The organism is Pseudoalteromonas sp. Ps84H-4 (assembly GCF_024124645.1).
GTDB classification, from domain to species: domain Bacteria; phylum Pseudomonadota; class Gammaproteobacteria; order Enterobacterales; family Alteromonadaceae; genus Pseudoalteromonas; species Pseudoalteromonas lipolytica_C.
This window is the reverse complement of the sequence record NZ_JAMXSK010000017.1, coordinates 97,543-118,901: the sequence shown is the minus strand read 5'-3', so window position 1 is coordinate 118,901 and position 21,359 is coordinate 97,543. Positions and strand designations below refer to the sequence as shown.

The 21,359-nt window shown below is 41.6% G+C and carries 19 protein-coding genes and 1 pseudogene; 8 read left to right on the top strand and 12 right to left on the bottom strand.

Annotated features, from left to right (window positions below; genetic code table 11):
• Nucleotides 1–116 (bottom strand): annotated as a pseudogene (locus NH454_RS15180) (IS5/IS1182 family transposase); the annotation flags it as partial.
• Nucleotides 117–548: 432 nt separating this feature from the next.
• Here NH454_RS15180 and NH454_RS15175 point away from each other — a divergent pair.
• From NH454_RS15175 to NH454_RS15165, 3 genes are read left to right on the top strand one after another with little or no spacing between them, the layout of a single operon-like run.
• A complete protein-coding gene (locus NH454_RS15175; RefSeq protein ID WP_253039518.1) occupies nt 549–887 on the top strand; it encodes a hypothetical protein in 339 nt (112 codons plus the stop codon).
• Between the two features lie 24 nt (nt 888–911).
• Nucleotides 912–1,655, top strand: coding sequence for a hypothetical protein (locus tag NH454_RS15170; protein WP_253039516.1), 744 nt, complete (start codon nt 912–914; stop codon nt 1,653–1,655).
• The gene (locus NH454_RS15165) at nt 1,642–2,397 is read left to right on the top strand and encodes a hypothetical protein (protein WP_253039514.1); all 756 of its coding nucleotides are present in this window, start codon (nt 1,642–1,644) and stop codon (nt 2,395–2,397) included. The genes NH454_RS15170 and NH454_RS15165 overlap by 14 nt, the downstream gene beginning before the upstream one ends.
• 96 nt (nt 2,398–2,493) lie before the next feature.
• On the opposite strand, the gene NH454_RS15160 is transcribed toward NH454_RS15165, so the two are convergent.
• Nucleotides 2,494–3,492 carry an NADP-dependent oxidoreductase gene (locus NH454_RS15160; protein WP_253039512.1) on the bottom strand — a complete coding sequence of 333 codons (999 nt, stop codon included), beginning with the start codon at nt 3,490–3,492 and terminating at the stop codon, nt 2,494–2,496.
• Nucleotides 3,493–3,685: 193 nt separating this feature from the next.
• Between NH454_RS15160 and NH454_RS15155 the strand changes: the two genes are divergently transcribed.
• Nucleotides 3,686–4,126 (top strand): MarR family transcriptional regulator, encoded by a 441-nt coding sequence (locus tag NH454_RS15155; protein WP_135926782.1) that lies wholly within the window; start codon nt 3,686–3,688, stop codon nt 4,124–4,126.
• A 12-nt stretch (nt 4,127–4,138) separates the two neighbouring features.
• Here the strand turns inward: NH454_RS15155 and NH454_RS15150 are convergent, their stop codons facing one another.
• The 10 genes from NH454_RS15150 to ndk all read right to left on the bottom strand — a co-directional run bounded on the left by NH454_RS15150 (nt 4,139) and on the right by ndk (nt 15,032).
• Nucleotides 4,139–4,519 carry a VOC family protein gene (locus NH454_RS15150; protein ID WP_135926783.1) on the bottom strand — a complete coding sequence of 127 codons (381 nt, stop codon included), beginning with the start codon at nt 4,517–4,519 and terminating at the stop codon, nt 4,139–4,141.
• 118 nt (nt 4,520–4,637) lie between these two features.
• Nucleotides 4,638–6,107 (bottom strand): ribosome biogenesis GTPase Der, encoded by a 1,470-nt coding sequence (gene der / locus NH454_RS15145; RefSeq protein WP_135926784.1) that lies wholly within the window; start codon nt 6,105–6,107, stop codon nt 4,638–4,640.
• Between the two features lie 75 nt (nt 6,108–6,182).
• Nucleotides 6,183–7,361: an outer membrane protein assembly factor BamB gene (gene bamB, locus NH454_RS15140; protein ID WP_135926785.1), complete on the bottom strand. Its 1,179-nt coding sequence runs from the start codon at nt 7,359–7,361 to the stop codon at nt 6,183–6,185.
• Between the two features lie 9 nt (nt 7,362–7,370).
• Nucleotides 7,371–7,991, bottom strand: coding sequence for a tetratricopeptide repeat protein (locus tag NH454_RS15135; RefSeq protein WP_135926786.1), 621 nt, complete (start codon nt 7,989–7,991; stop codon nt 7,371–7,373).
• Between the two features lie 24 nt (nt 7,992–8,015).
• Nucleotides 8,016–9,290 (bottom strand): histidine--tRNA ligase, encoded by a 1,275-nt coding sequence (gene hisS, locus NH454_RS15130; protein WP_138558258.1) that lies wholly within the window; start codon nt 9,288–9,290, stop codon nt 8,016–8,018.
• Between the two features lie 132 nt (nt 9,291–9,422).
• Entirely contained in the window at nt 9,423–10,541 is a 1,119-nt protein-coding gene (gene ispG, locus NH454_RS15125; RefSeq protein ID WP_054553525.1) for a flavodoxin-dependent (E)-4-hydroxy-3-methylbut-2-enyl-diphosphate synthase, read from the bottom strand.
• Between the two features lie 5 nt (nt 10,542–10,546).
• Nucleotides 10,547–11,419, bottom strand: a complete 873-nt coding sequence (locus NH454_RS15120) for a RodZ domain-containing protein (RefSeq protein ID WP_253039510.1) — start codon at nt 11,417–11,419, stop codon at nt 10,547–10,549.
• On the bottom strand, nt 11,416–13,185 hold the full coding sequence (pilW, locus tag NH454_RS15115; RefSeq protein WP_253039508.1) for a type IV pilus biogenesis/stability protein PilW: 1,770 nt from the start codon (nt 13,183–13,185) through the stop codon (nt 11,416–11,418). The genes NH454_RS15120 and pilW overlap by 4 nt, the downstream gene beginning before the upstream one ends.
• A 114-nt stretch (nt 13,186–13,299) precedes the next feature.
• A complete protein-coding gene (locus tag NH454_RS15110; RefSeq protein WP_135926790.1) occupies nt 13,300–14,430 on the bottom strand; it encodes a bifunctional tRNA (adenosine(37)-C2)-methyltransferase TrmG/ribosomal RNA large subunit methyltransferase RlmN in 1,131 nt (376 codons plus the stop codon).
• 170 nt (nt 14,431–14,600) lie between these two features.
• The gene (gene ndk / locus NH454_RS15105) at nt 14,601–15,032 is read right to left on the bottom strand and encodes a nucleoside-diphosphate kinase (RefSeq protein ID WP_036972405.1); all 432 of its coding nucleotides are present in this window, start codon (nt 15,030–15,032) and stop codon (nt 14,601–14,603) included.
• Nucleotides 15,033–15,752: 720 nt separating this feature from the next.
• Here ndk and NH454_RS15100 point away from each other — a divergent pair.
• The 4 genes from NH454_RS15100 (at nt 15,753) to yegQ (ending at nt 21,280) form a co-directional block, all read left to right on the top strand.
• Nucleotides 15,753–16,364 (top strand): hypothetical protein, encoded by a 612-nt coding sequence (locus NH454_RS15100; protein WP_199527499.1) that lies wholly within the window; start codon nt 15,753–15,755, stop codon nt 16,362–16,364.
• Nucleotides 16,364–18,985, top strand: coding sequence for a hypothetical protein (locus NH454_RS15095; RefSeq protein ID WP_138558254.1), 2,622 nt, complete (start codon nt 16,364–16,366; stop codon nt 18,983–18,985). The genes NH454_RS15100 and NH454_RS15095 overlap by 1 nt, the downstream gene beginning before the upstream one ends.
• A gap of 79 nt (nt 18,986–19,064) precedes the next feature.
• Nucleotides 19,065–19,550, top strand: coding sequence for a hypothetical protein (locus tag NH454_RS15090; RefSeq protein WP_135926792.1), 486 nt, complete (start codon nt 19,065–19,067; stop codon nt 19,548–19,550).
• Nucleotides 19,551–19,894: 344 nt separating this feature from the next.
• Nucleotides 19,895–21,280: a tRNA 5-hydroxyuridine modification protein YegQ gene (gene yegQ, locus NH454_RS15085; RefSeq protein ID WP_253039507.1), complete on the top strand. Its 1,386-nt coding sequence runs from the start codon at nt 19,895–19,897 to the stop codon at nt 21,278–21,280.
• Nucleotides 21,281–21,359 lie beyond the last annotated feature (79 nt).

Here is a 21,359-nt window from a genome sequence, read left to right as displayed (position 1 = left end):
CCGTGAGTACATTCGTTATACCAATGACGCGTTGCTTTTTCGTCAAACCAGAAGCGAATATTACCGCGGTTAACGAGGGCTTGATTATAGTGAGACCAGTTTGTGATTTTGCTCATTGTTGTTGCACGGGCTAGTAAAATATAGATGATCTGATCACAGGCTGGCAAGATAGTTCAAACTTTTAGGAAACAACGCTGATGCCATGGTAAACTGTTTCTTCAGATTTAATTTTACCTTCGCTGATCCACGCGCCCATTTGCTCAATAAACTCAGGGAACTGATCAAAATAATCAATCACGATAAAGCCTTGCATGGTGAGCTTTTTATCTTGCTTTTAATCGTTAAAAATTACTGGTTCTTTATTTTTATTACGGTTCTTTTGTTTGTTTTTTAATGATTTTTTTGACGGTCTTTATTGCTGGTGTAAGGTTATTAAAGTTTTAAATGGTTTTACAAAAGGAATTGCTGTGAATATAAGTCATAACAGGGTTGTTTTATATTTTATTCTCATATTCGCTACTTTGTTTATTTATACATCGCTAGTAGTTATGTTAAATGATAATGAACAAAAAGAGCCTGAGATAAAACAGCTAAACTCTCAGTCTGATCATGAGCTTAGTCTAATTCTAAGTTTGCTTTCGCAACTAAACTCGGCTGAGTTGAGCCCAAATAACGACCGCGCATCACCCAACCCGAATATTACTAAGATTGATAATATCTGCGATGCAATTTTAAAAAATAATAAAGCTGACTTATTAAAAACGTTAGGACTATTGTTTGATACAGACAACGGCCTTGCCTTGTCGCCTGAGCTGCCGCAGCTTGCCAACATTTATGGCTACCAAATTAGTGACAGTGCCGACAGCCCCATTATTAGCGCTAAATAATTTTTAAAATATAAGGTCAATAGTGTGAAAAAATTAGTGGTGTTTATGAGCGTGTTACTGGCCTGTTTGTTTACAACAAGTTGCACTACAGTACTTGATAAGGCGCATGGTTATCGTGGGCCCATCGTTGTGACAATTAAAACAGAAGATGGCTCAGTGCCAGAGTTTCCTTTTTTAATAGAGTCTGTGTACACAGAGTCGTGTGGTCATAGTAGCTGTGGCATAGACTCCGGTTATAGATATCTAAAAACGAGCTATGCCAATGAGCCAATTACCTTCCCGCGAGAGCGGTTAGACCTATTGCAAGCTAATGCCTACGCAACAATTCTTTTTAAAGTTACTCATCCTAATTATCACTACAACGTCTTTACTCGAGGTTTTGCGCCTACCGATGCTGATGACCCCATTTATGTAACGTTTACTGTTAAGCCCTTTGCTGAACAAATGAATAAAGTAGCTGGCTGGGCGACTGGTTATAAACAAGACATGCAAAAATTCACACCAGATAGCAGAGAATTTAAAGAAGCAGACATAATGTATCGCCAAGAGCGTTTTAAATTAGGAAAGGTGATTAAAAGGCACATTACGTTGACTAAAACGGTTTACTTACCCCATTTTTCAAAACGCATGCAACAACGTGTGATTGAAAAGTATCAACCTATTTTTAAAGCGTGGTATTACGGCGTACCTGAAACAGATTGTTGGAATAAGATGACTTGTCAGGAGCATATTTTAAAACCAAGGGAAGCTGAATATGAAGGATTATAAGCGCAAGGTGGTGCAATTTAGCGGTGTGTTACTGGCCTGTTTGTTTACAACAAGTTGTAATTATTTATTTGATAAGGCGCATGGTTATCGTGGGCCCATCGTTGTGACAATTAAAACAGAAGATGGCTCAGTGTCGGAGTTTCCTTTTTTAATAGAGTCTGTGTACACAGAGTCGTGTGGTCATAGTAGCTGTGGCATAGACTCCGGTTATAGATATCTAAAAACGAGCTATGCTAATGAGCCAATTACCTTCCCGCGAGAGCGGTTAGACCTATTGCAACCTAATGCCTACGCAACAATTCTTTTTAAAGTTACTCATCCTAATTATCACTACAACGTCTTTACTCGAGGTTTTGCGCCCACCGATGCTGATGACCCCATTTATGTAACGTTTACTGTTAAGCCCTTTGCTGAACAAATGAACAAAGTGGCTGGCTGGGCGGAAGGCCCTAAACAAGACATGCAAAAATTCGCACCAGATAGCAGAGAGTTTAAAAAAGCAGATATTAGGTATCGGCAAGCGCGTTTTAATTTAGGACAGATGATTGCAAGGCATATCACGTTGACTAAAACGGTTTACTTACCCCATTTTTCAAAACGCATGCAACAACGTGTGATTGAAAAGTATCAACCTATTTTTAAAGCGTGGTATTACGGTGTACCTGAAACAGATTGTTGGAATAAGATGACTTGTCAGGAGCATATTTTAAAACCAAGGAAGGCCGAATATGAAGGATTATAAGCGCAAGGGATGCTTGTTTCGGCAATCGTATTTTTTAAATTTGCCTAAATAGAGCCTGTACCAACTAAGATACAGGCTTTATTTGCATGTTAGGTGTTAAAGCTTAACTAGCATTTTTCCTTTATTTTTACCTTCGAACAGGCCAAGAAATGCATCAACGGCATTTTCGATGCCATGGTATACCGTTTCTTCAGATTTAATTTTACCTTCGCTGATCCACGCACCCATTTGCTCAATAAACTCAGGGAACTGATCAAAGTAATCAATCACGATAAAGCCTTGCATGGTGAGCTTTTTCGAGTTGATATAAAACAGGTTGCTTGGCCCTGGCTGTGCTGTGTCGTTATTGTAACCTGAGATCATGCCACAAACAGGAATACGGCCGTAATCGTTCATTACATTGAGTGCTGCTTCAAGGTGTTCGCCACCTACGTTTTCAAAGTACACATCAATACCTTGTGGTGCCGCTTGTTCAAGAGCTTCTGTTAGGTTTGCTACCGTTTTATAGTTAATTACCTTATCAAAGCCTAACGCTTTTACCATCTGCGCTTTTTCGTCAGAGCCAACCGATGCAATTACTTTACAGCCTTTTAGCTTGGCAATTTGGCACACTACGCTACCTACAGCCCCTGATGCCGCTGACACAAACACAGTGTCGGTTTCTTTTAGGCTAATTACCTTTGTTAAACCTGCCCATGCGGTTAACCCTGTCATACCCATAGTACTTAAAAATAGTTGGTCAGGCAGTGGTACACTAGGTAGTAGGGTTAAATCGCTGCCATCGCTAATGTGCATGGTACGCCAGCCACTAATGTGACTTACTTTGCTTCCTACCGGAAAGTCGTTATTGCGTGATTCAACAACTTCGCCGATAGCACCGGCTTCCATCACTTCGTTTAAGTTAAATGGCGCAATATATGATTTACGATCAATCATGCGTGGGCGCATGTAAGGGTCGACAGACATCCAAGTATTTTTAATTAATACCTCGCCGTCGTTCAAATCTGGAAGTGATACGTCTACCTGCGCAAAATTAGCCTGTGTAGGCATGCCCGTTGGGCGTGAAACTAAGTGAATTTGTTGACTTGTAACCATATAAACCTCGAATACTTGAGCTAGCTAGGCTAGTGAGCGAATAATTATAGTTCGCACAAATTGTTTGCGCGCAAACTATTTGTGGCCAATTTAATGAAGTTTACGGTAAAAGGCAATAGATCGTCAGAAAATAATTTGCGCGCAAACTAAATTAAGGCAATAATACGGCTGTATTTCAGTTTAGGGTAATAGCATGAGCAACAACTTATCAGACAATGTGTGTTTCACTTTATACAGTGCAACAAATGCGTTGATCAGAGCGTTTCGACCAATCCTTGAAGCTTATGACTTGACCTATCCGCAATATATTGTGATGCACTCACTTTGGTATAAAAATCAGGTGAGTTTAAAAGCGCTTTCTCATGATACGCACTTAGACTCAGGCACCTTAACACCAATAGTTAAACGCTTAGAAACGAAAGGTTTATTGACGCGTCAGGTATCGAATGAAGATGAGCGCAAAAAAGTAATCTCATTAACAGAGCAGGGCATGCAGCTTAAAACTGATGCCGAAGCATTAACGGCTAAGTTAATGGCGCGCTCAAACATGAGTTTGGAGCGAATCGAGTTATTACGCGAGTTAACCCTTGAGCTACACACTGACCTTACTAAAACGGATCTTACAAAAGACTGACCTTACCAAAGGCTAATCTTCTACTAAACATACCAAGGTGCCCTCAATAGCACGAACATACGCATAATGCTGGGCGTCTTTTTTAGTTGGCGGACACAATGGCTCAGCGCCAGCAAGCACTGCTTTATCGTAACTTTCTACTAAATTATGGCAGCTGAACCTTAGCTCAAAACCAAGTGCAGGTTGCTTAGGGTGGGCACGAATATACCCTTGCTTAAAATACGATTGCGCATGCGGATGGGTTGCAAAAGCAAGCTTAACAGGCCCTGTAACAAGTTCACCGTAATCGGCATCATCACTGATATGATTGGTATTAAAACCAAATGCTTGATAGTAAAAGTCGAGTACTTCTTCTACGTTATCGACGTAAATAACCTGACTTAAAAAGTCCATTTATGTTGCTCTATTTATTGTTCGTTTATTAAATAAAGCATAGTTTTAGTAATAAAAAAACCTTGTAAGTCATACTCACAAGGTTTTTTTAATACTTTACACTTAGTTTAGCAATTGGCTACGACTTGTTGCGATTTTCTTTCGCAAACGCACGGATTTTACGTTTTTGCGATAAGGTCACTTTGTTAGTACGACCAGCGTAAGGGTTGTCGCCTTCTCTAAATTCAATTTTGATTGGCGTACCCATGATATTTAATGCTTTGCGATAATAGTTCATTAAGTAGCGTTTATAGCTATCAGGTAAGTCATGAACTTGGTTACCGTGGATCACGATACGTGGTGGGTTATAGCCACCTGCGTGAGCATATTTAAGTTTAACACGACGACCGCGAACAAGTGGCGGTTGGTGATCGGCTTGTGCCATATCCATGATACGACGCAGCATAGCTGTGCTAATACGTTTAGTTGCTGACTCGTAGGCTTCGTCTACTGACTCAAATAGGTGACCCACACCTGTGCCGTGTAAGGCAGAGATAAAATGCAAACGTGCAAAATCGATAAAGCCCAAGCGGCGGTCAAGCTCTGACTTAATACGCTCTTTAACGTAATCATCAAGGCCGTCCCACTTATTTACAGCAACAACTAAAGAACGCCCTGCATTTAAAGCAAAGCCTAGTAGGCTTAAGTCTTGATCAGAAATACCTTCGCGCGCATCAACCACTAGTAACACGACGTTGGCATCTTCGATTGCTTGTAATGTTTTAATAACTGAGAACTTCTCAACAACATCACTTACTTTTTTACGCTTACGAACACCTGCGGTATCGATAAGGATGTATTCTTTATCGTTACGTGTCATCGGAATATAGATAGAGTCACGGGTGGTACCCGGCATATCGTAAACGATTACACGTTCTTCACCTAAGATACGGTTTGTAAGTGTTGACTTACCAACATTAGGGCGACCGATAATAGCAAGCTTTATAGGCTTGTCGGCAAAGGCTTGCTCGCTGTTTTCGCCTTCTTCATCTTCGCTGTAAAGATCAATTAGTTCGTCATCACTTTCTTCAAGCTCTTCACTTTCGCTTGCAAGTTCAGCAATAACTGGCTGTAAAGTCGTATCAAGGAGTTGCGTGATACCACGGCCGTGAGCCGCTGCAATATGATGCACTTCACCTAGGCTTAATTGATAGAATTCAGCACAATATGAGTCTGCATCAATACCGTCTACTTTATTTGCTACAACAAAACATTTCTTTTGTTGTTTGCGTAGATGGTTAGCAATCGCTTGGTCGGCAGCAGTCATACCTGCGCGAGCATCAACTAAAAATAACACGATATCGGCTTCTTCAATCGCTAATAGCGACTGCTCAGCCATTTCGGTTTCAATACCTTGCTCAGAGCCGTCAATACCACCCGTGTCTACCACGATAAATTCATAGCCATCGTAGTCAGCTTGGCCATATTTTCTATCTCGTGTTAAGCCTGGAAAGTCGGCTACGAGGGCGTCACGAGTACGTGTTAAACGGTTAAATAATGTGGATTTGCCCACATTGGGTCGCCCAACAAGAGCGATCACGGGAAGCATAAACTACCTCTTAAAAAAACAACAAAAGGCTTCGCCAAGCGAAGCCTTAGAAAAATAACGTTTACTATTAGTAAGTTAGTTTGGGATTTTAACCGCGCTAACTTCACCATCTCGGGTGTATAAAATTAATTTGTCACCGGCAACAACAGGCTCGATAAAGAAGCCTGAGCTGTCAAAGTCTTCGCGCGATACAAGCTCACCCGTTTCTTTGTCTAACCAGTGCAGGTTACCTTCTTGGTCACCCAGTGCTAAATACTTACCAGCCACAGTTGGGCCTGTTAAGTACCAGCCGCGTAGTGCCGGTTGGCTCCAACGCTCAATACCTGATGTCTTATCTAGACCGTAAACAACGCCATCGCTATCAACTACATAGATAGACTGGCTATCCATAGATAAATCACGGTAGCTGCTATATTCACGTTTCCAAACAACATTACCAGAACGAATATCAACAGCGGCTAAATTACCATTATAGGCAATTGCGTAAGCATATGGGCCGCTGATCAGTGCTTGAGTATCCACATCAACTAAACGCTCAAATTCAGATGCCCCTTTTGGTGTGGCAATTTCAGCACTCCATGCAGAGTAACCGTTTTCTGAAATTAGTACGCTTAGCTTGCCTGTTTCAAGGCCAAGTAATACACCACCATTTGCGACGGTTGGTGAGCTTTGGCCACGCAATGTTAGCGGTGGTACTTCTTGTTCAAAGCGCCAGCGCTCTTCACCTGTATCTGGGTGCACAGCTAATAATTTGCCAGAAGCTAAGTTTACAAAAATTAGGCCATCGCCTGCAGCTGGTTTAGCAAGTACTTCGCCAGGCATTGTTTTGCGCCAAACAATTTCACCGGTTTCGCGATCAAGGGCTGTTAAATAGCCGTGTTCAGAGCCAATATAAATCTTGCCGTAAGCTTGTAAAATACCACCCGATAATTTGGCACTTTCTGTGGTTTCCCAAGGCCAAAAAGATGCATTTTCACGTACGTCTGTTTGCCATAGCGTGTTGCCATTTTCAAGCGATAGCGCTTCAACTAGGCCTTCACGGTTTGCAACATACACCACATCATCGTGTACCGCAGGTGTTAAACGTGAAAAATAGTGTTGAACACCATCACCAATTGATTCTTGCCACACTACGTCCGTTTCAAATTGATTAACAATTTGCGGTAATACAAGTTCTTCTTCGTCATCACTTGACGAACACCCAGTTAGGGTTGCGATACACAGAGCAAGTGTTGCCGCTGTTAACTTTTTCATCTTAACCCCTTACGCCGCTGGGCTAGTTTGTGCTAAGTCATCAAGTTTAATTTGTAATAACGGATTGTTATCAAGGCCACCATTGTCGGCAGCAGCTTGGTATTGACTGCGCGCCTCTGCTTTATCGCCTTGTGCAGCATAAACGTCGCCTTTTAATTCAGCAACTGCAGCGGTGAATGATGCTGGTAGCTGTGCATTCAAGGTTGTTAATGCTTGCTCAAATTGTTTTTGTGCAAGGTGAACACGTGCAAGACGCATTGTTGCCGTTGCTTTTAGCTCTTTATTTTGTTCATTAGTGATGATCCAGTTTAGCTTTTCGCTTGCTGTATCAAGGTCACCTTTCTCTACTGCTTCTTTTGCAGCAACAAAAGCAGCTAATGTGCTATAACTTGATTCGCTATTGTTTTTAATGAAGTTATCCGCATTCTCTAGCACGGCACCACTTTCAACAAGTTGATTGAATGAATCAGATGCATTTTCTGCATTGGTGATTTGGCTTTGGTTATACGCTTTCCACCCGTATAGTCCACCTAAACCAGCTACGATACCAATACCTAGTGCTAAACCGTTTTCACGGAAAAAGCGTTTGATTGCTTCTGCTTGTTGTTCTTCAGTTGAATAAATTTCCATGCTTACCTCTGTTGCTAGCTGGGCTTAAATAAGCTCAGCTAGTAGCGTTTTCGCTTCTTCTAGTTTTAAGGTGACTTGTTCTTTACGCTCACGTAAGTACTTAATTGTCACAACGCCTTGTTCTAATTCATCTTCACCGATAATAACGGCCACGAGTGCATCGCTTTTATCTGCGCGTTTTAACTGTTTTTTAAAGTTGCCGCCGCCAGCGTGAACCATAACACGAAGGCCAGCAACGTCATTGCGTAATTGAGCTGCAATAATTGGCGCTTGAATGCTTGCTTTGTCGCCCATGGCTGCCAAATATACATCAGCACTACGGCGGATGTCACCAACACATTCCAAGGCTTGAAGTAATAACACCAAACGCTCAAGACCCATAGCAAAACCAACTGCAGGGGTTGCTTTACCACCGAGTTGTTCTACAAGTCCATCATAACGGCCACCGGCACAAACAGTGCCTTGTGCGCCTAAACTATCGGTTACCCATTCAAACACAGTGCGGTTGTAATAGTCTAAACCACGCACTAGTTTTTCATTAACCGTGTATTCGACGCCAGCAGCGTCTAAACGTTCACATAAATTTGCAAAATGTTCTTTTGATTCAGCGTCTAAGTGCTCTGATAATTTAGGTGCATCAGTCAAAATTGCTTGTACATCAGGGTTTTTACTATCTAAAACGCGTAATGGGTTAGTGTGCATACGACGTTTTGAGTCTTCGTCTAGTACATCTACATGCTGTTCTAAATAGGCAACAAGCGCATCACGGTAGTCAGCACGCGCTTCATTTGAGCCCAGTGAGTTAAGCTCAAGACGAACGTGTTCGCTAATACCAAACTCTTTCCATAATTGGGCTGTCAGCAAAATAACTTCTGCATCGATATCAGCAGTGGCGATGCCGAATGTCTCTAAGCCAAATTGGTGGAATTGACGGTAGCGGCCTTTTTGTGGGCGCTCGTGGCGGAACATCGGACCCATGTACCATAAGCGTTGTTCTTGGTTATACAGTAAACCGTTTTCATTACCTGCACGCACACATACTGCAGTACCTTCAGGGCGAAGTGTTAGGTTATCGCCATTACGGTCAGCAAAGGTATACATTTCTTTTTCTACGATATCAGTCACTTCACCGATAGAGCGCTTGAAAAGGTCGGTTGATTCAACAATTGGAAAACGAATTTCTTGATAACCAAACGATGAAACTGTTTCACGTAAAATGTCTTCTACTTTCTGCCAAATTTGCGTATCGCCTGGCAGACAATCGTTCATACCACGAACTGCCTGAATTTGTTTTGCCACTGATAAATCCTAAATACTGTACTTGCGCTGAAAAATCGCGCATCAAGAAAAACTAAAAAATTGACCCGCTATTATACCGTTTGGGCGATAAAGGTAAACGGCAAACCTGAGGGTTTGCCGAGTATATGCGAATTATTCAACGATTTTGATGTCGATTGGCGTTTCTTTCTCTTTTTTGGCGATAAAGTCACGCACATAACCTTCTAGCTGATCAACAATGTTATCGTTATCAATACGTGCTTTTTGACGCTCACCGTTAATGTATAAACCAGAACGGCGGTTAGCTCCTGCAAGACCTATGTCGCTAACGAGTGCTTCGCCTGGACCATTTACCACACAACCAATAACAGACACTGACATAGGCTCAACCACGTCTTCTAGTCGCTCTTCAAGCTGATTCATGGTGCTTACCACATCAAATTCTTGGCGTGAGCAACTCGGGCAGGCAATAAAGTTAATACCGCGTGAGCGAATGCGTAATGATTTTAAAATATCAAAACCCACTTTGATCTCTTGTACCGGATCGGCAGCAAGTGAAACGCGTAGTGTGTCACCAATGCCTTCGGCAAGCAGCATACCTAAGCCAACAGCTGATTTAACAGAGCCCGAACGCATACCACCTGCTTCGGTAATACCTAAATGCAAAGGCTGGTCGATTTCTTTAGCTAGTAGACGATATGCTCCCACCGCTAAAAATACATCAGAGGCTTTTACGGATACTTTAAATTGATCAAAGTCTAAACGCTGTAAGATTTCAACATGGCGCATTGCTGACTCAAGCAAGGCTTCTGGTGTTGGCTCACCGTATTTTTCTTGTAAGTCACGCTCTAATGAACCGCCGTTGACACCAATTCGAATAGGTATATTGTGCTCACGCGCTGAGTCTACAACGGCACGAATACGTTCTTCGCTACCTATGTTACCAGGGTTAATACGCAAACAATCCGCGCCATACTGAGCCACTTTTAATGCAATACGGTAATCAAAATGAATATCCGTTACCAACGGGATAGTGACTTGCTCTTTAATGCTTTTAAATGCTTCAGCCGCTTCCATGGTCGGCACAGATACGCGCACAATATCGGCACCCGCATCTTGAATAGCTTGAATTTGCGCAACCGTGGCATCGATATCTAAGGTGTTGGTGTTGGTCATCGACTGAACGGCAATTGGTGCACCATCACCAATTGGTACATTACCTACGTTAATACGGGTCGATTTTCTGCGTTTAATAGGAGATTCTGAAAACATTGCGATTACTCTGATAACGGTAAAGTAAATTTGGCTAAGCGATTTTTGGCAAAATGTGAGGTGTCGACGGCTTCACCTTGAAAAGTAATATCAACCACTTGGTGTTTGCCAAGTACAACATTAAACGGCTGAGGACCTGTTACGGTCATCACGTAACCGGCTTTTTTAACTCCAAATGCGATACGATCGCCATTGCCATCGTGAATTTCTACCCAGCTGTCTTCATTGAAGTGCATTACCACAGTGCTGTGCTCTGGGTCTAAATTACTCTGCTCTTCAATAGGCTTTTTAGCTTCAACGACGTTGGTATTATTGGTAGCAGGTTGTGCATTTTCACTCTCTGGTGGCACTGAACTTGTTGCTGGTTGCGCGTTAAGTTGCTCAGTTTCACTGCTCAACTGTTCTGTTGCAGGTGTAAGTTCACTGGTTTCGAGCTGACTTGGCATTACGGTCGCGGTTTGTTCTTCAAGTGCTGGTGAGCTATTTTGCCACCACCAAAAAACCGATGAGCCAATGATCACTGCTAAGATAAAGTAACTAAACAGCATCAAGCGGTTATCATTTGCTTCTTTTTCTGTACGACGCGAAAAGCTCTGCATCTTTGACTTTTTAGCTGGCTCAACTTGCTCAGGTAAAAGAGCAAGAATTGCCTGAGTATCAATTTTAAGCTCACGGCAATAGCTTTTAATGTAGCCTCTTACAAACGTAATAGGGCCGAGTAGTTCGTGCTCATCGTTCTCAAGGCGTTGCAGCTGTAAAACGGATAGTTTTAATGCACTGGCAAGTTGCTCAAGGCTCATTCCTGCTTCTTCGCGGCGCTTTTTTAGCGCTTGGCCGAGCGTTTCTTGCGGTTGTTCTAGGTTATTTTCTTCATTCATAATGAGTATGAGTCAGGGTCCACTAATAAGAGTCTATGCCCAGGTTCAAGGGCAACGTCTGGGCTCAATTTATTCCAGCGCATTAATTGATCAATTAACACGCCATGCTGGGTGGCTATGCTGTACAACGTATCACCTTCAGTGATCGTGTGATAAATGTTCGGATCATTTAAATACACTTTGGTGCCGTTTTCGACCCGATCCGATTCTTTGAAGCCATTCCACTGCAAAATCTGCTGTAGTTTAACATTGTATCGCACCGAAATGCTAAATAGGTTTTCGCCATTTTGAATAATATGGTAGGGAATATTCAGCGCAGGTACACTTGGGTTTAGCATGGGGAGTTGTACTTGCTCTGCACTCACATTATAGCTAGGTTGGCTTGATGTAGATGAAAACCCAGAGTCGGTACTAAATACGCTTTCATCCTTTTGTGCTTCGTAAAATACCACACTGCCTGAACTGTCCGCTTCGACTTGATTTGATGAAACCGAGGGCTCTGGCTTATAAGCAGATTGTGGTTCACCAAACGAGACAATCGTCACGTCATCATTTTTAGTATTTGGTAAGCTGACTGAGGCAGTGGTCTGTGGGGTAACGTCAACAGATAGCGCGCTTACTACGGCTGACGTATCGACAACTTGGTTACTATTTTTTGGTGTTGAAGTAACTGTTTTAAAGCCGGTACTTTCAGTTTCAATCTTTGCAGCTGTCTGCTGGCTTTTATTTTCATCAATTGTTGATGGTTCAATAGCGTATGCTTGTTGATCATTACTCGATGTTGTTGCTAGCGCTTGCGCAGCTGGTTTTGAGTTAGATTCAGCAGACAGAGCCGTGCTTTGACCTGTTCGTGCCTTTGTTTGCGGTACTTTTTTCTTTACGATACGAATTTTTGGCTGCTCTTTACTCACAGCTAAGTTATCACTTGAAATTTGTAGCTCTTCTAACTGAGCTTGACGATATTTTTCGCGTAAAATTTCAAATTCTGAGCGTTTATTTTGGCCTGATGAAATTATCTTTGCTTCGCTCGAACCTGGATAAGTTTGTAAAATGATCCCGGCTGTTTTTTCAGCTTTCTCGATGTGGCCCATTCGCTGTTGAATTAAATAACTGAGCATTAATGCTCTTGGGGTAACACGGCCTGTTGATTCGTACTTTTCTAAAACGCTTTCTGCTTTGTGTAAATCACTTTTAGCGTAATGAAGTCCAGCGAGAGTGATCAGCGATGAAGCGCGTTGTGAACTGTGATTTAAAGCTGATTTTAAGTATTTTTCTGCATTATCAAAGTCATCAAACTCAATTGCGCACAAAGCTAAATTTTCATAACTTTCTGCAACTCGAATATAGCTAGGAATTGCGATAGCTTTTAGAAATTCTTCAGCGGCACGGTCGTATTCGCCAATACCACATAAAAATACACCATAGTTATTTAAGGTGTTTGGATCATTTGGAGCAATTTTTAATGCGCGTTGATAGGCTTTATCGGCGAGTTCTGGTTCATCAACCTGTTGATAATAATAGGCAAGAGAATAATGAACTTCGGGAATATCAGGTGCAAAATCGGCAGCACGTTCTAAGTTGTACTTAGCTTGAGAATTATTGCCTGTTTTTAAGTATTGTAAAGCAAGGGCTATACGGGTGCGCGCCGCACCACTGTTGTTTATTTCTTTTTCAACAACGGGTCTGTTACTGCCGTCGTAGCTATTTTCTGTGACACATCCTGCTAATGCCAATGTACTAACTGTTAGGGCAAGTATAGATCGCATTACCTAATCTCTTCTTTGATTCCGTATGCCTATCTTACCGAAAAGCCTTTGTGTTGCATCTATTATTTTAAAAATAAAAGGTTTAGCACAAAGGCTTTACTTTAAATATTGTGATTATGCTTGGTGAACATTTACCGCAATTGCGTTATCTTCGCGCATTTTCTTCTTCGCTAAACGCTTAGTGCGGTCAACAACGTCGCCGACTAATTGGCCACAAGCTGCATCAATATCATCACCGCGTGTACGACGCACAATACAGGTAATGCCCGCTGCTTGTAGTACTTTTGAAAAACGGTCGATGCGGCTGTTACTTGAGCGACCATATTCGTTACCCGGGAATGGGTTAAACGGAATAAGGTTCACTTTTGAAGGCGTCCCTTTTAGTGTTTTAACCAATTCATGTGCTTGATCTGTGCTGTCGTTCACACCTTGCAGCATAACGTATTCGATAGTCACATCTTTATTTGCTTTAGAGCCATCAATATAACGACGGCACGCCGCTAAAAACTCTTCGATTGGGTACTTTTTATTGATTGGTACCAGTACATCACGCAGCTCATTGTTTGGTGCGTGCAGTGAAATAGCCAGCGCTACGTCGATTTTCTCTTTTAATAAGTCAAGCGCAGGCACCACGCCAGATGTACTTAAAGTAACGCGACGTTTTGATAAACCAAAACCCCAATCGTCCATCATAAGCTCCATCGCAGGTACGACGTTTTTAAGGTTAAGCAGAGGCTCACCCATACCCATCATTACCACGTTAGTCACAGGGCGTTTTGTGCTGTCACCGTCTAAACCAATGTCTTTTGCTACGCGCCAAACCTGACCGATGATCTCAGACACAGATAAGTTACGGTTAAAGCCTTGTTGTGCTGTAGAGCAGAACGTACATTCAAGAGCACAACCAACTTGTGATGAAACACATAAAGTTGCACGGTCTTTTTCAGGGATCCAAACAGCTTCGACTTCTTGGCCACCTTTAAGCAATAGGGCGTATTTGATGGTGCCATCACTTGCCACTTGCTTAACAGAGATTTCTGGGGCAACAATTTCGCATTCAGCTTTTAGTTTTTCTTTAAGCTTTTTATTGACGTTGGTCATGTCGTCAAAATTGTCTACACCAAAATGATAAATCCATTTCATCACCTGATCGCCACGGAATGGCTTTTCACCGAACGATACGAATAGCTCACGCATTGCGTCTCGGTTTAAATCTAACAAATTAATCTTTTTTTCAGTGGTCATGAAACAACCTCAATCAGTGACGGTGGTAAGTAGTTTTGGTGCGCGATTGTATATTATTTAATCGACTTAGTCATTAGCTAAACAGATTTATAATAGGCTTAGCTAATGACTAAAAAAGGGCCCGAAAGCCCTTTTTCTTCTGCATCACAGACTTAGCTGTGAACTCGAAATTAACGAGTACGTGGGCAGATTTCTTCGTCAGCGAAGAAGTATGCGATTTCACGTGCAGCTGATTCAACAGCGTCTGAACCGTGAACAGCATTTTCGTCGATGCTGTCTGCGTAGTCAGCACGTAAAGTACCAGCTAGTGCTTCAGCAGGGTTAGTAGCACCCATGATTTCACGGTTTTTAAGTACTGCGTTCTCACCTTCAAGAACAGTAACCATTACTGGACCAGATGTCATGAACTCAACTAAAGCACCGAAGAAAGGACGCTCGCTGTGCTCAGCGTAGAAACCTTCAGCTTTCTCTTTTGAAAGGTGAACCATTTTAGCTGCAACAATTTTAAGACCCGCAGTTTCGAAACGGTTGTAGATTGCACCGATGTGGTTTTTAGCAACTGCATCAGGTTTTACGATTGAAAAAGTACGCTCTAAAGCCATCTTTATGCTCCAATAATTTTGAATATAAAAGGATAAATATTAACGGGCGCGAATTATACGCGCTTTACGTGAAAATTCCTAATTTAATTAAACATTAGCGTGATGGCATTTTTATGAATGTATAAATTTTCCCTAGAGAAGTCATGCAGTGAACCAATAATCGTATGGTAAGTTAATGATACCAAAGTAATTGGTGCATAGTTTGTACTCGATACTCTTACCTTTAATGTCGCTGATGTAGATAAAGATGTTTTTCGAACTCTATGCTAAATGTCAGGCCTGAAGTGCAAAATCAGCACATTATTTTCACTGATATTTACTAAGCAATAACGAGGTGTTTTTTTAGTTTTAAGGCATTCAAATTTTAAAGCTGAAGTTAGCTTTATTTAGCTTAAACAAATAATTAACAATTAATGTACAGTTGTTAATTTTAGGTTCATTTAAGTCTGGGTTTTCTATTCTTTATCATCCTTTTGTTTTTTATTCCCCCCTCTTAATTAGTGTTTTAACTCTACTTTTTGCATCACTCTTTAATTAGTGGTTAGTAATTCACCTTATATCAAAATGTAACTCAAATGTTAAAATTGGGTGTACAAAACGCTACATGGTTTTACGTGAATTCCGACTTCTATTCAGTCATAAATTAGTAACGGATTGCTTCTTTGTCATGGGCAAAGTTCAGTTCTGAGAAAACAATTCTAATAATTGAAGGAGATATCAATGAAATTACGCAGCGCGTTTACCAAGCTGTCATGTGCTTCGGCCTTTGCTTTAGGCACGATGCTGACACTTTCGCCAGCAGCGAATGCAATGAAATTAAAACAACAAAATTTGCAACAGATGACGGTGGAATCACAAAGCATCATTTCAGGACGCGTAGTTAGTGTTACTGACGGTTTTGATAATAACCGCCCTTATACTGAAGTGACCATTGAAGTTTCGTCTGATGCAAAAGGCAAAGTAAAAGAAGACTCAACTTATACATTTCGCCAGTTTGGTTTGATTAAGCCTCGTTCAATGGGTAATGGCAAAGTTTACTTAGGGGCTACACCTGAGGGATTTTCTAAATGGCGCGAAGGCGAGCAAGTGATTGCTTTTATGTATAAACCAGCATCTATTACAGGCTTTCAAACTACGGTAGGTCTGGCACAAGGTAAGTTTGTTGTACGTAACGGTAAGGTAGAAAATATTTTTGCTAATCAAGGCGTTTTTGAAGGGTTAGACACCAGTAAGTTGTCAGCTGAACAACAGAACCTTTTAACCACACCAGGTGCGGTTGATGTAGGTGTTTTTATGGATTTAGTGGGTAAACTATCTGGAGTGCAACAATAATGAAATTTTCAAGAATCGCAGCAGCATTAGCGCTAGCAACAGTATCAACCGGTGCATTAGCTGGCGGCCCTTTGTATATTCATGAACAAACTATGCAGCCTTACAAATGGGATACTTCAAATGGCAGTATTCCTGTTTGGACCGATGGTGGTCAGCTGATCAAAGACAAAGATGGTAATGATGTTGAAACATTTAGTGTGCTTGAAAAAGGTACCGTATTTAACATTGATGTTACCTTACCTGATGGCACTGTGATCCCAGCGAATACAGAGCTAGACCGTGACTATACTTTTTTAACAGTTGAGCAAGCAAATGCAGTGACAGCGAACGCTGTAAAAGAGTGGTCTGATGTTGAAACATCAACATTTGAGATGTCTATTCAAGGCACAATCTTTGAAAAAACCGGCATTGCTGATGTAACAGCTGAAAATGTAGACCAAATTTATGGCGTTGAAAACGGCTATGGTTTTTGGGTTAACTACGACACCGACGGTGGAATTTTAGAAAACTATTTTGGTGTGCCTCGCAATTCAGTGCTTGGTATTGCATTCCCAGAATGGGCTGATGAAGAAACAGGTGAAATATTAGAAGCCACTGCGTTGATGAATGGCTGGTATGTTGATATTAACGATACTGACGGCACGCAAGTAGGTGGGGTATTTACCCATGAGTTCGGTCATGCGATTAATATGTCTCACTCTCAAGCAAATGGTCATTTAGTGTATATGTCGGCAAGCTATAGTCCGCAATACGATGGTGTGCCTGGTTGTGCTGGTGTAACTAAGTTTACCAGCTCAAGTATGCTAGATTTTTCAGCGATTGAAACAATGTTCCCGTTTATTAATGTTCGCTCAAGCGCAGGTTCTAATCAGCATACCATTAATGTAAAAGACGATATTGTAAACATCTCTGATCTTTACCCAACAGCCGAGTACAAATCACAGTTTGGTAGCATTCAAGGCAAGCTTTTTACAAAAGAAGGCGTTGAGTACTCAGGTATTAACTTGATAGCTCGAAATCTTGATAATCCTTATGAAGATGTGATCAGTCAGCAGTCAGGTAATATGACTCAAGGTCGTATTGGACCTGATGGATCATTTACTATTAATGGTTTAACTCCGGGTGCGCGTTATGCACTTTATACCCAAGAGATTAATGCTGGCGGCTACCCAACTCAGCAAACAAATATTCTGTCAGAAGCAGAGTATTGGAATGAAAATGAAAGTGCGGACCCAAGTACAGATAATGCGTGTGCTTTAACTGAAATTGTTGTTTCAGCAGGCGAGACAAAGCAAGTTGAGATGATCTTTAACGGTTATCAAGACGGTATCCAATATACACCACTTATTTCAGCATTTGTTATGGACCACGCGAAAAATGGTAAGAAGGCGCTAGGAACAACGTCATCAGGTATCCCATTTTTATATGACAGCGCGACTAAGTCATTTGACACATTAGTTAGCCCTGATGGATACGCATTACTGAGCTCTACAAATACTGCGATGAATAAAACTGCAACTAAAGCAGCAATCACCGCACATTTTAATGACAACGGAATTATGCAAGGCGGTATCTGGGATATTAACTCAGGCCACGTATCAATGCTTGAAGACTTGACGGGTAATAGCTGTGCGTTATCTAGCCAGCAAGGTTTTAGCTCGCAAAGTGTTTGGGATATGGATGATGCGGGTAAACTTGTCGTAGGTAATACACGCTTCCCTTATGACGGAACTAACCGCTGTGCAGAAGGTGAAGGCGCTCGTTCTGTCGGTATGCCAACAGTATGGGATGTTAAAACAGGTAAGGCAACACTGTTACCAGGTACTAAGATGGTTGACCGTTCATATGGTTCAGGTAAAGAAATCGCTCTAGTAGATGGTGATACCGAGATCCGTCGTACAGCATGGGCTCGAGCTGACCGTATATCAGGCAATGGTAAGACTATTACAGGTTCTACAAATGGCTTTACCCAAATTGCTTGGGTAAATGGTGAACTTGTTGATACTCATACCGAGTTTGGTGCGATTGATAACTCAGTTATTTCTGTTGATGGTCGCTATGTTGCGTTTGGTGCAATTGAAAACCGTCGTGCTGTTGGCGTTAAAGTTTGGGACACAGTATCAAATACCACAGAGCAAATTGGTAGCCTGCGTTGGTGTGACAACATTCCAGCGGTAAGCTTTTGGACTAATTACTGTGACCTAGGCTACAGCCATGAAGAGTTAGTTGAATTAGGTTTTGGCTTACCTTCAGTCATGGTACTTGATGCAAACGACGACTTGTCAGTAATTACGGGTCGTGCTGGTAGCCCATTAGCGGGCGGTTTTGTTGGCGCTATTTACCTTAAAGGTATTGGTTGGATGTCAACAGAAGAGTTCTTTGGTAAACAAGGCGTAACCGAAGCAAAAGGTATCTTAACCGATAACATGTTTGGTTTAAGTGCGAATGGCTCTGAGATTATGGCTGGTGTGGCTGGACTAACACTATCAATCGAAATTGATGCCAATAAAGCATTTGTATGTGATAACGGCCGCGACCGTGAGCTTAGCTTCCCTAAGCAAGTGGTTGAGGCAGTTAAACTAGGTGCTGAATTTGGTCGCTGCGCGCACTTAGATGACTAATCGTTTATTTTGTTAAGCGCATAAGACCCACTGAAAAGTGGGTCTTTATTTTAATTTTTACAGTATCAAAGAGTTTTCAATGTTTAAAAGAATCCCACTCTATGCTGCCGCCTTGTTGTTAAGCTTTACTTCTTTTAATGGATGGGCACAATCAAACCCAACAACAGATAACTACCAAGATAAAAGTGAATTTCCCAGCGAATTAATGACTGTATGGGAATTAGATGCGCCAGCATCGATAGAATATGCGAAAAAGTCAGCAAATTGGAATGACAGCTTCGCCAAACTTATGACTAAGTTAATAGCGACAAATAAAAATGTTAGGTATCAATTTGAGAATAATAGCCTAATAAGCTTTTATAATGACTCTCGGCAACAGCTCGCTATTCACTTAAATAAACAAACTACGCGCTTTTATCTATTTGAGTTTCAGCAAGCAGGCAAGCCCGCTGAGTTGAAAATTGAAAAAGCCGCAGGGGGGCGTATTAATATGCAAGCTGACGGTTTACTTGGCTATCAGTTTTTACTTTGGAAAAAGCGCAGAGAGCGTTTATCAGGAGTTTAAGGCGATAACTTTAATGAGAATAGCTCGTCAGTCGACTTTGCTATAAAGGTGACCATCTTACGGTCACTTTTTGCTTTAGACATCATTTATACATATGCATGCTATGTGATACCAATTCGCAATAATACTTAAACATTTTGAAGCATCAAACCTGTCGCTAACAAGGTTTTATTGCCTCAAAAGAGATCCCTTAATTAAGCGTATTGGTATAACCGTGCTGCTGAGTTTTATTGAATCATGATCTAGATCAATAAAATTACTGGGCAGATTATTATACTCCCGCGCTTCATTATCGTATTAATTCATGCAACCGACTTGTACTCGGTTCGATGTATGGAGCTTTCATGTCGTCACCTATTTTGACCCCTCGTCCTTTTACGCCTGAGTTGTTATCACCAGCAGGTAGTTTAAAGAATATGCGTTATGCCTTTGCCTATGGTGCAGATGCTGTTTACGCTGGGCAACCTCGTTATAGTCTTCGTGTTCGAAACAATGAGTTTGACCTAGATAACCTGCAAATCGGTATTAACGAAGCGCACGCGCAAAATAAAAAATTGTATGTGGTGTCGAACATTGCTCCTCACAATGCCAAAGTTAAATCGTACCTACGAGATATTGAGCCAGTTATTGAGATGCAGCCAGATGCGCTGATCATGTCTGATCCTGGGCTTATCATGTTGGTGCGTGAAAAGTGGCCAGACATGCCGATTCACTTATCTGTGCAAGCGAATGCAGTCAACTATGCCACAGTGAACTTTTGGGCTCAGCAGGGTATTGAGCGAGTTATTTTGTCGCGTGAATTATCGCTTGAAGAAATCGCTGAAATTCGTGAACTATGCCCAAATACAGAACTTGAAGTGTTTGTTCACGGTGCACTATGTATGGCGTACTCTGGCCGTTGTTTGTTATCAGGTTATATTAATAAACGCGATCCAAACCAAGGCACTTGCACTAATGCATGTCGTTGGAATTACGATGTGAAACCCGGCACCGAAAATGAAACTGGCGAAATGGTGCATAAAATCGACCCTAAAGCGGTGATCCCAACACTTGGGGATGGTGCACCAAGTAACGAAGTATTTATGCTTGAAGAGCAAGGCCGTCCTGGCGAGTACATGCCTGCTTTTGAAGACGAGCATGGTACTTACATTATGAACTCAAAAGACTTACGTGCAGTTCAATATGTTGATCAGCTTACAAAAATGGGCGTGCATAGTTTAAAAATTGAAGGCCGAACTAAGTCTTTCTACTATGTTGCTCGTACTGCGCAAGTATATCGTAAAGCCATAGATGATGCGGTTGCTGGTCGCCCATTTGATGCAAACTTATTTAAAACTCTCGAAAACTTAGCACACCGTGGTTATACCGAAGGGTTTTTAAAGCGCCATGCACATCAAGACTATCAAAACTATGAGTACGGTCATTCGGTATCAGATAAACAGCAGTTTGTGGGTGAGGTATTAGGCCGCAACGATAATGGCTTAGTTGAAATTGATGTAAAAAATAAATTCTGTACTGGTCACTCACTCGAGCTTATGACGCCAAAAGGGAATATCAACTTCAAGCTAGATTTTATGGAAAACAAAAAAGGCGAAGCCATTAGCGATGCAAAAGGCTCAGGCCATATTGTTAAAATTCCTCTGCCAGAAGATATCGATTTAGATCACGCAATTTTGATGCGCAATCTTGATGCTAACCAAGATACGCGTAATCCTTTTAAAACAGCCTAAAGTAAACATGCGCTAAGTGAGTTTAAACTGACTTAGCGCATTCATTTAATCTATATTATCAAGACATTGTCCTTTTGGG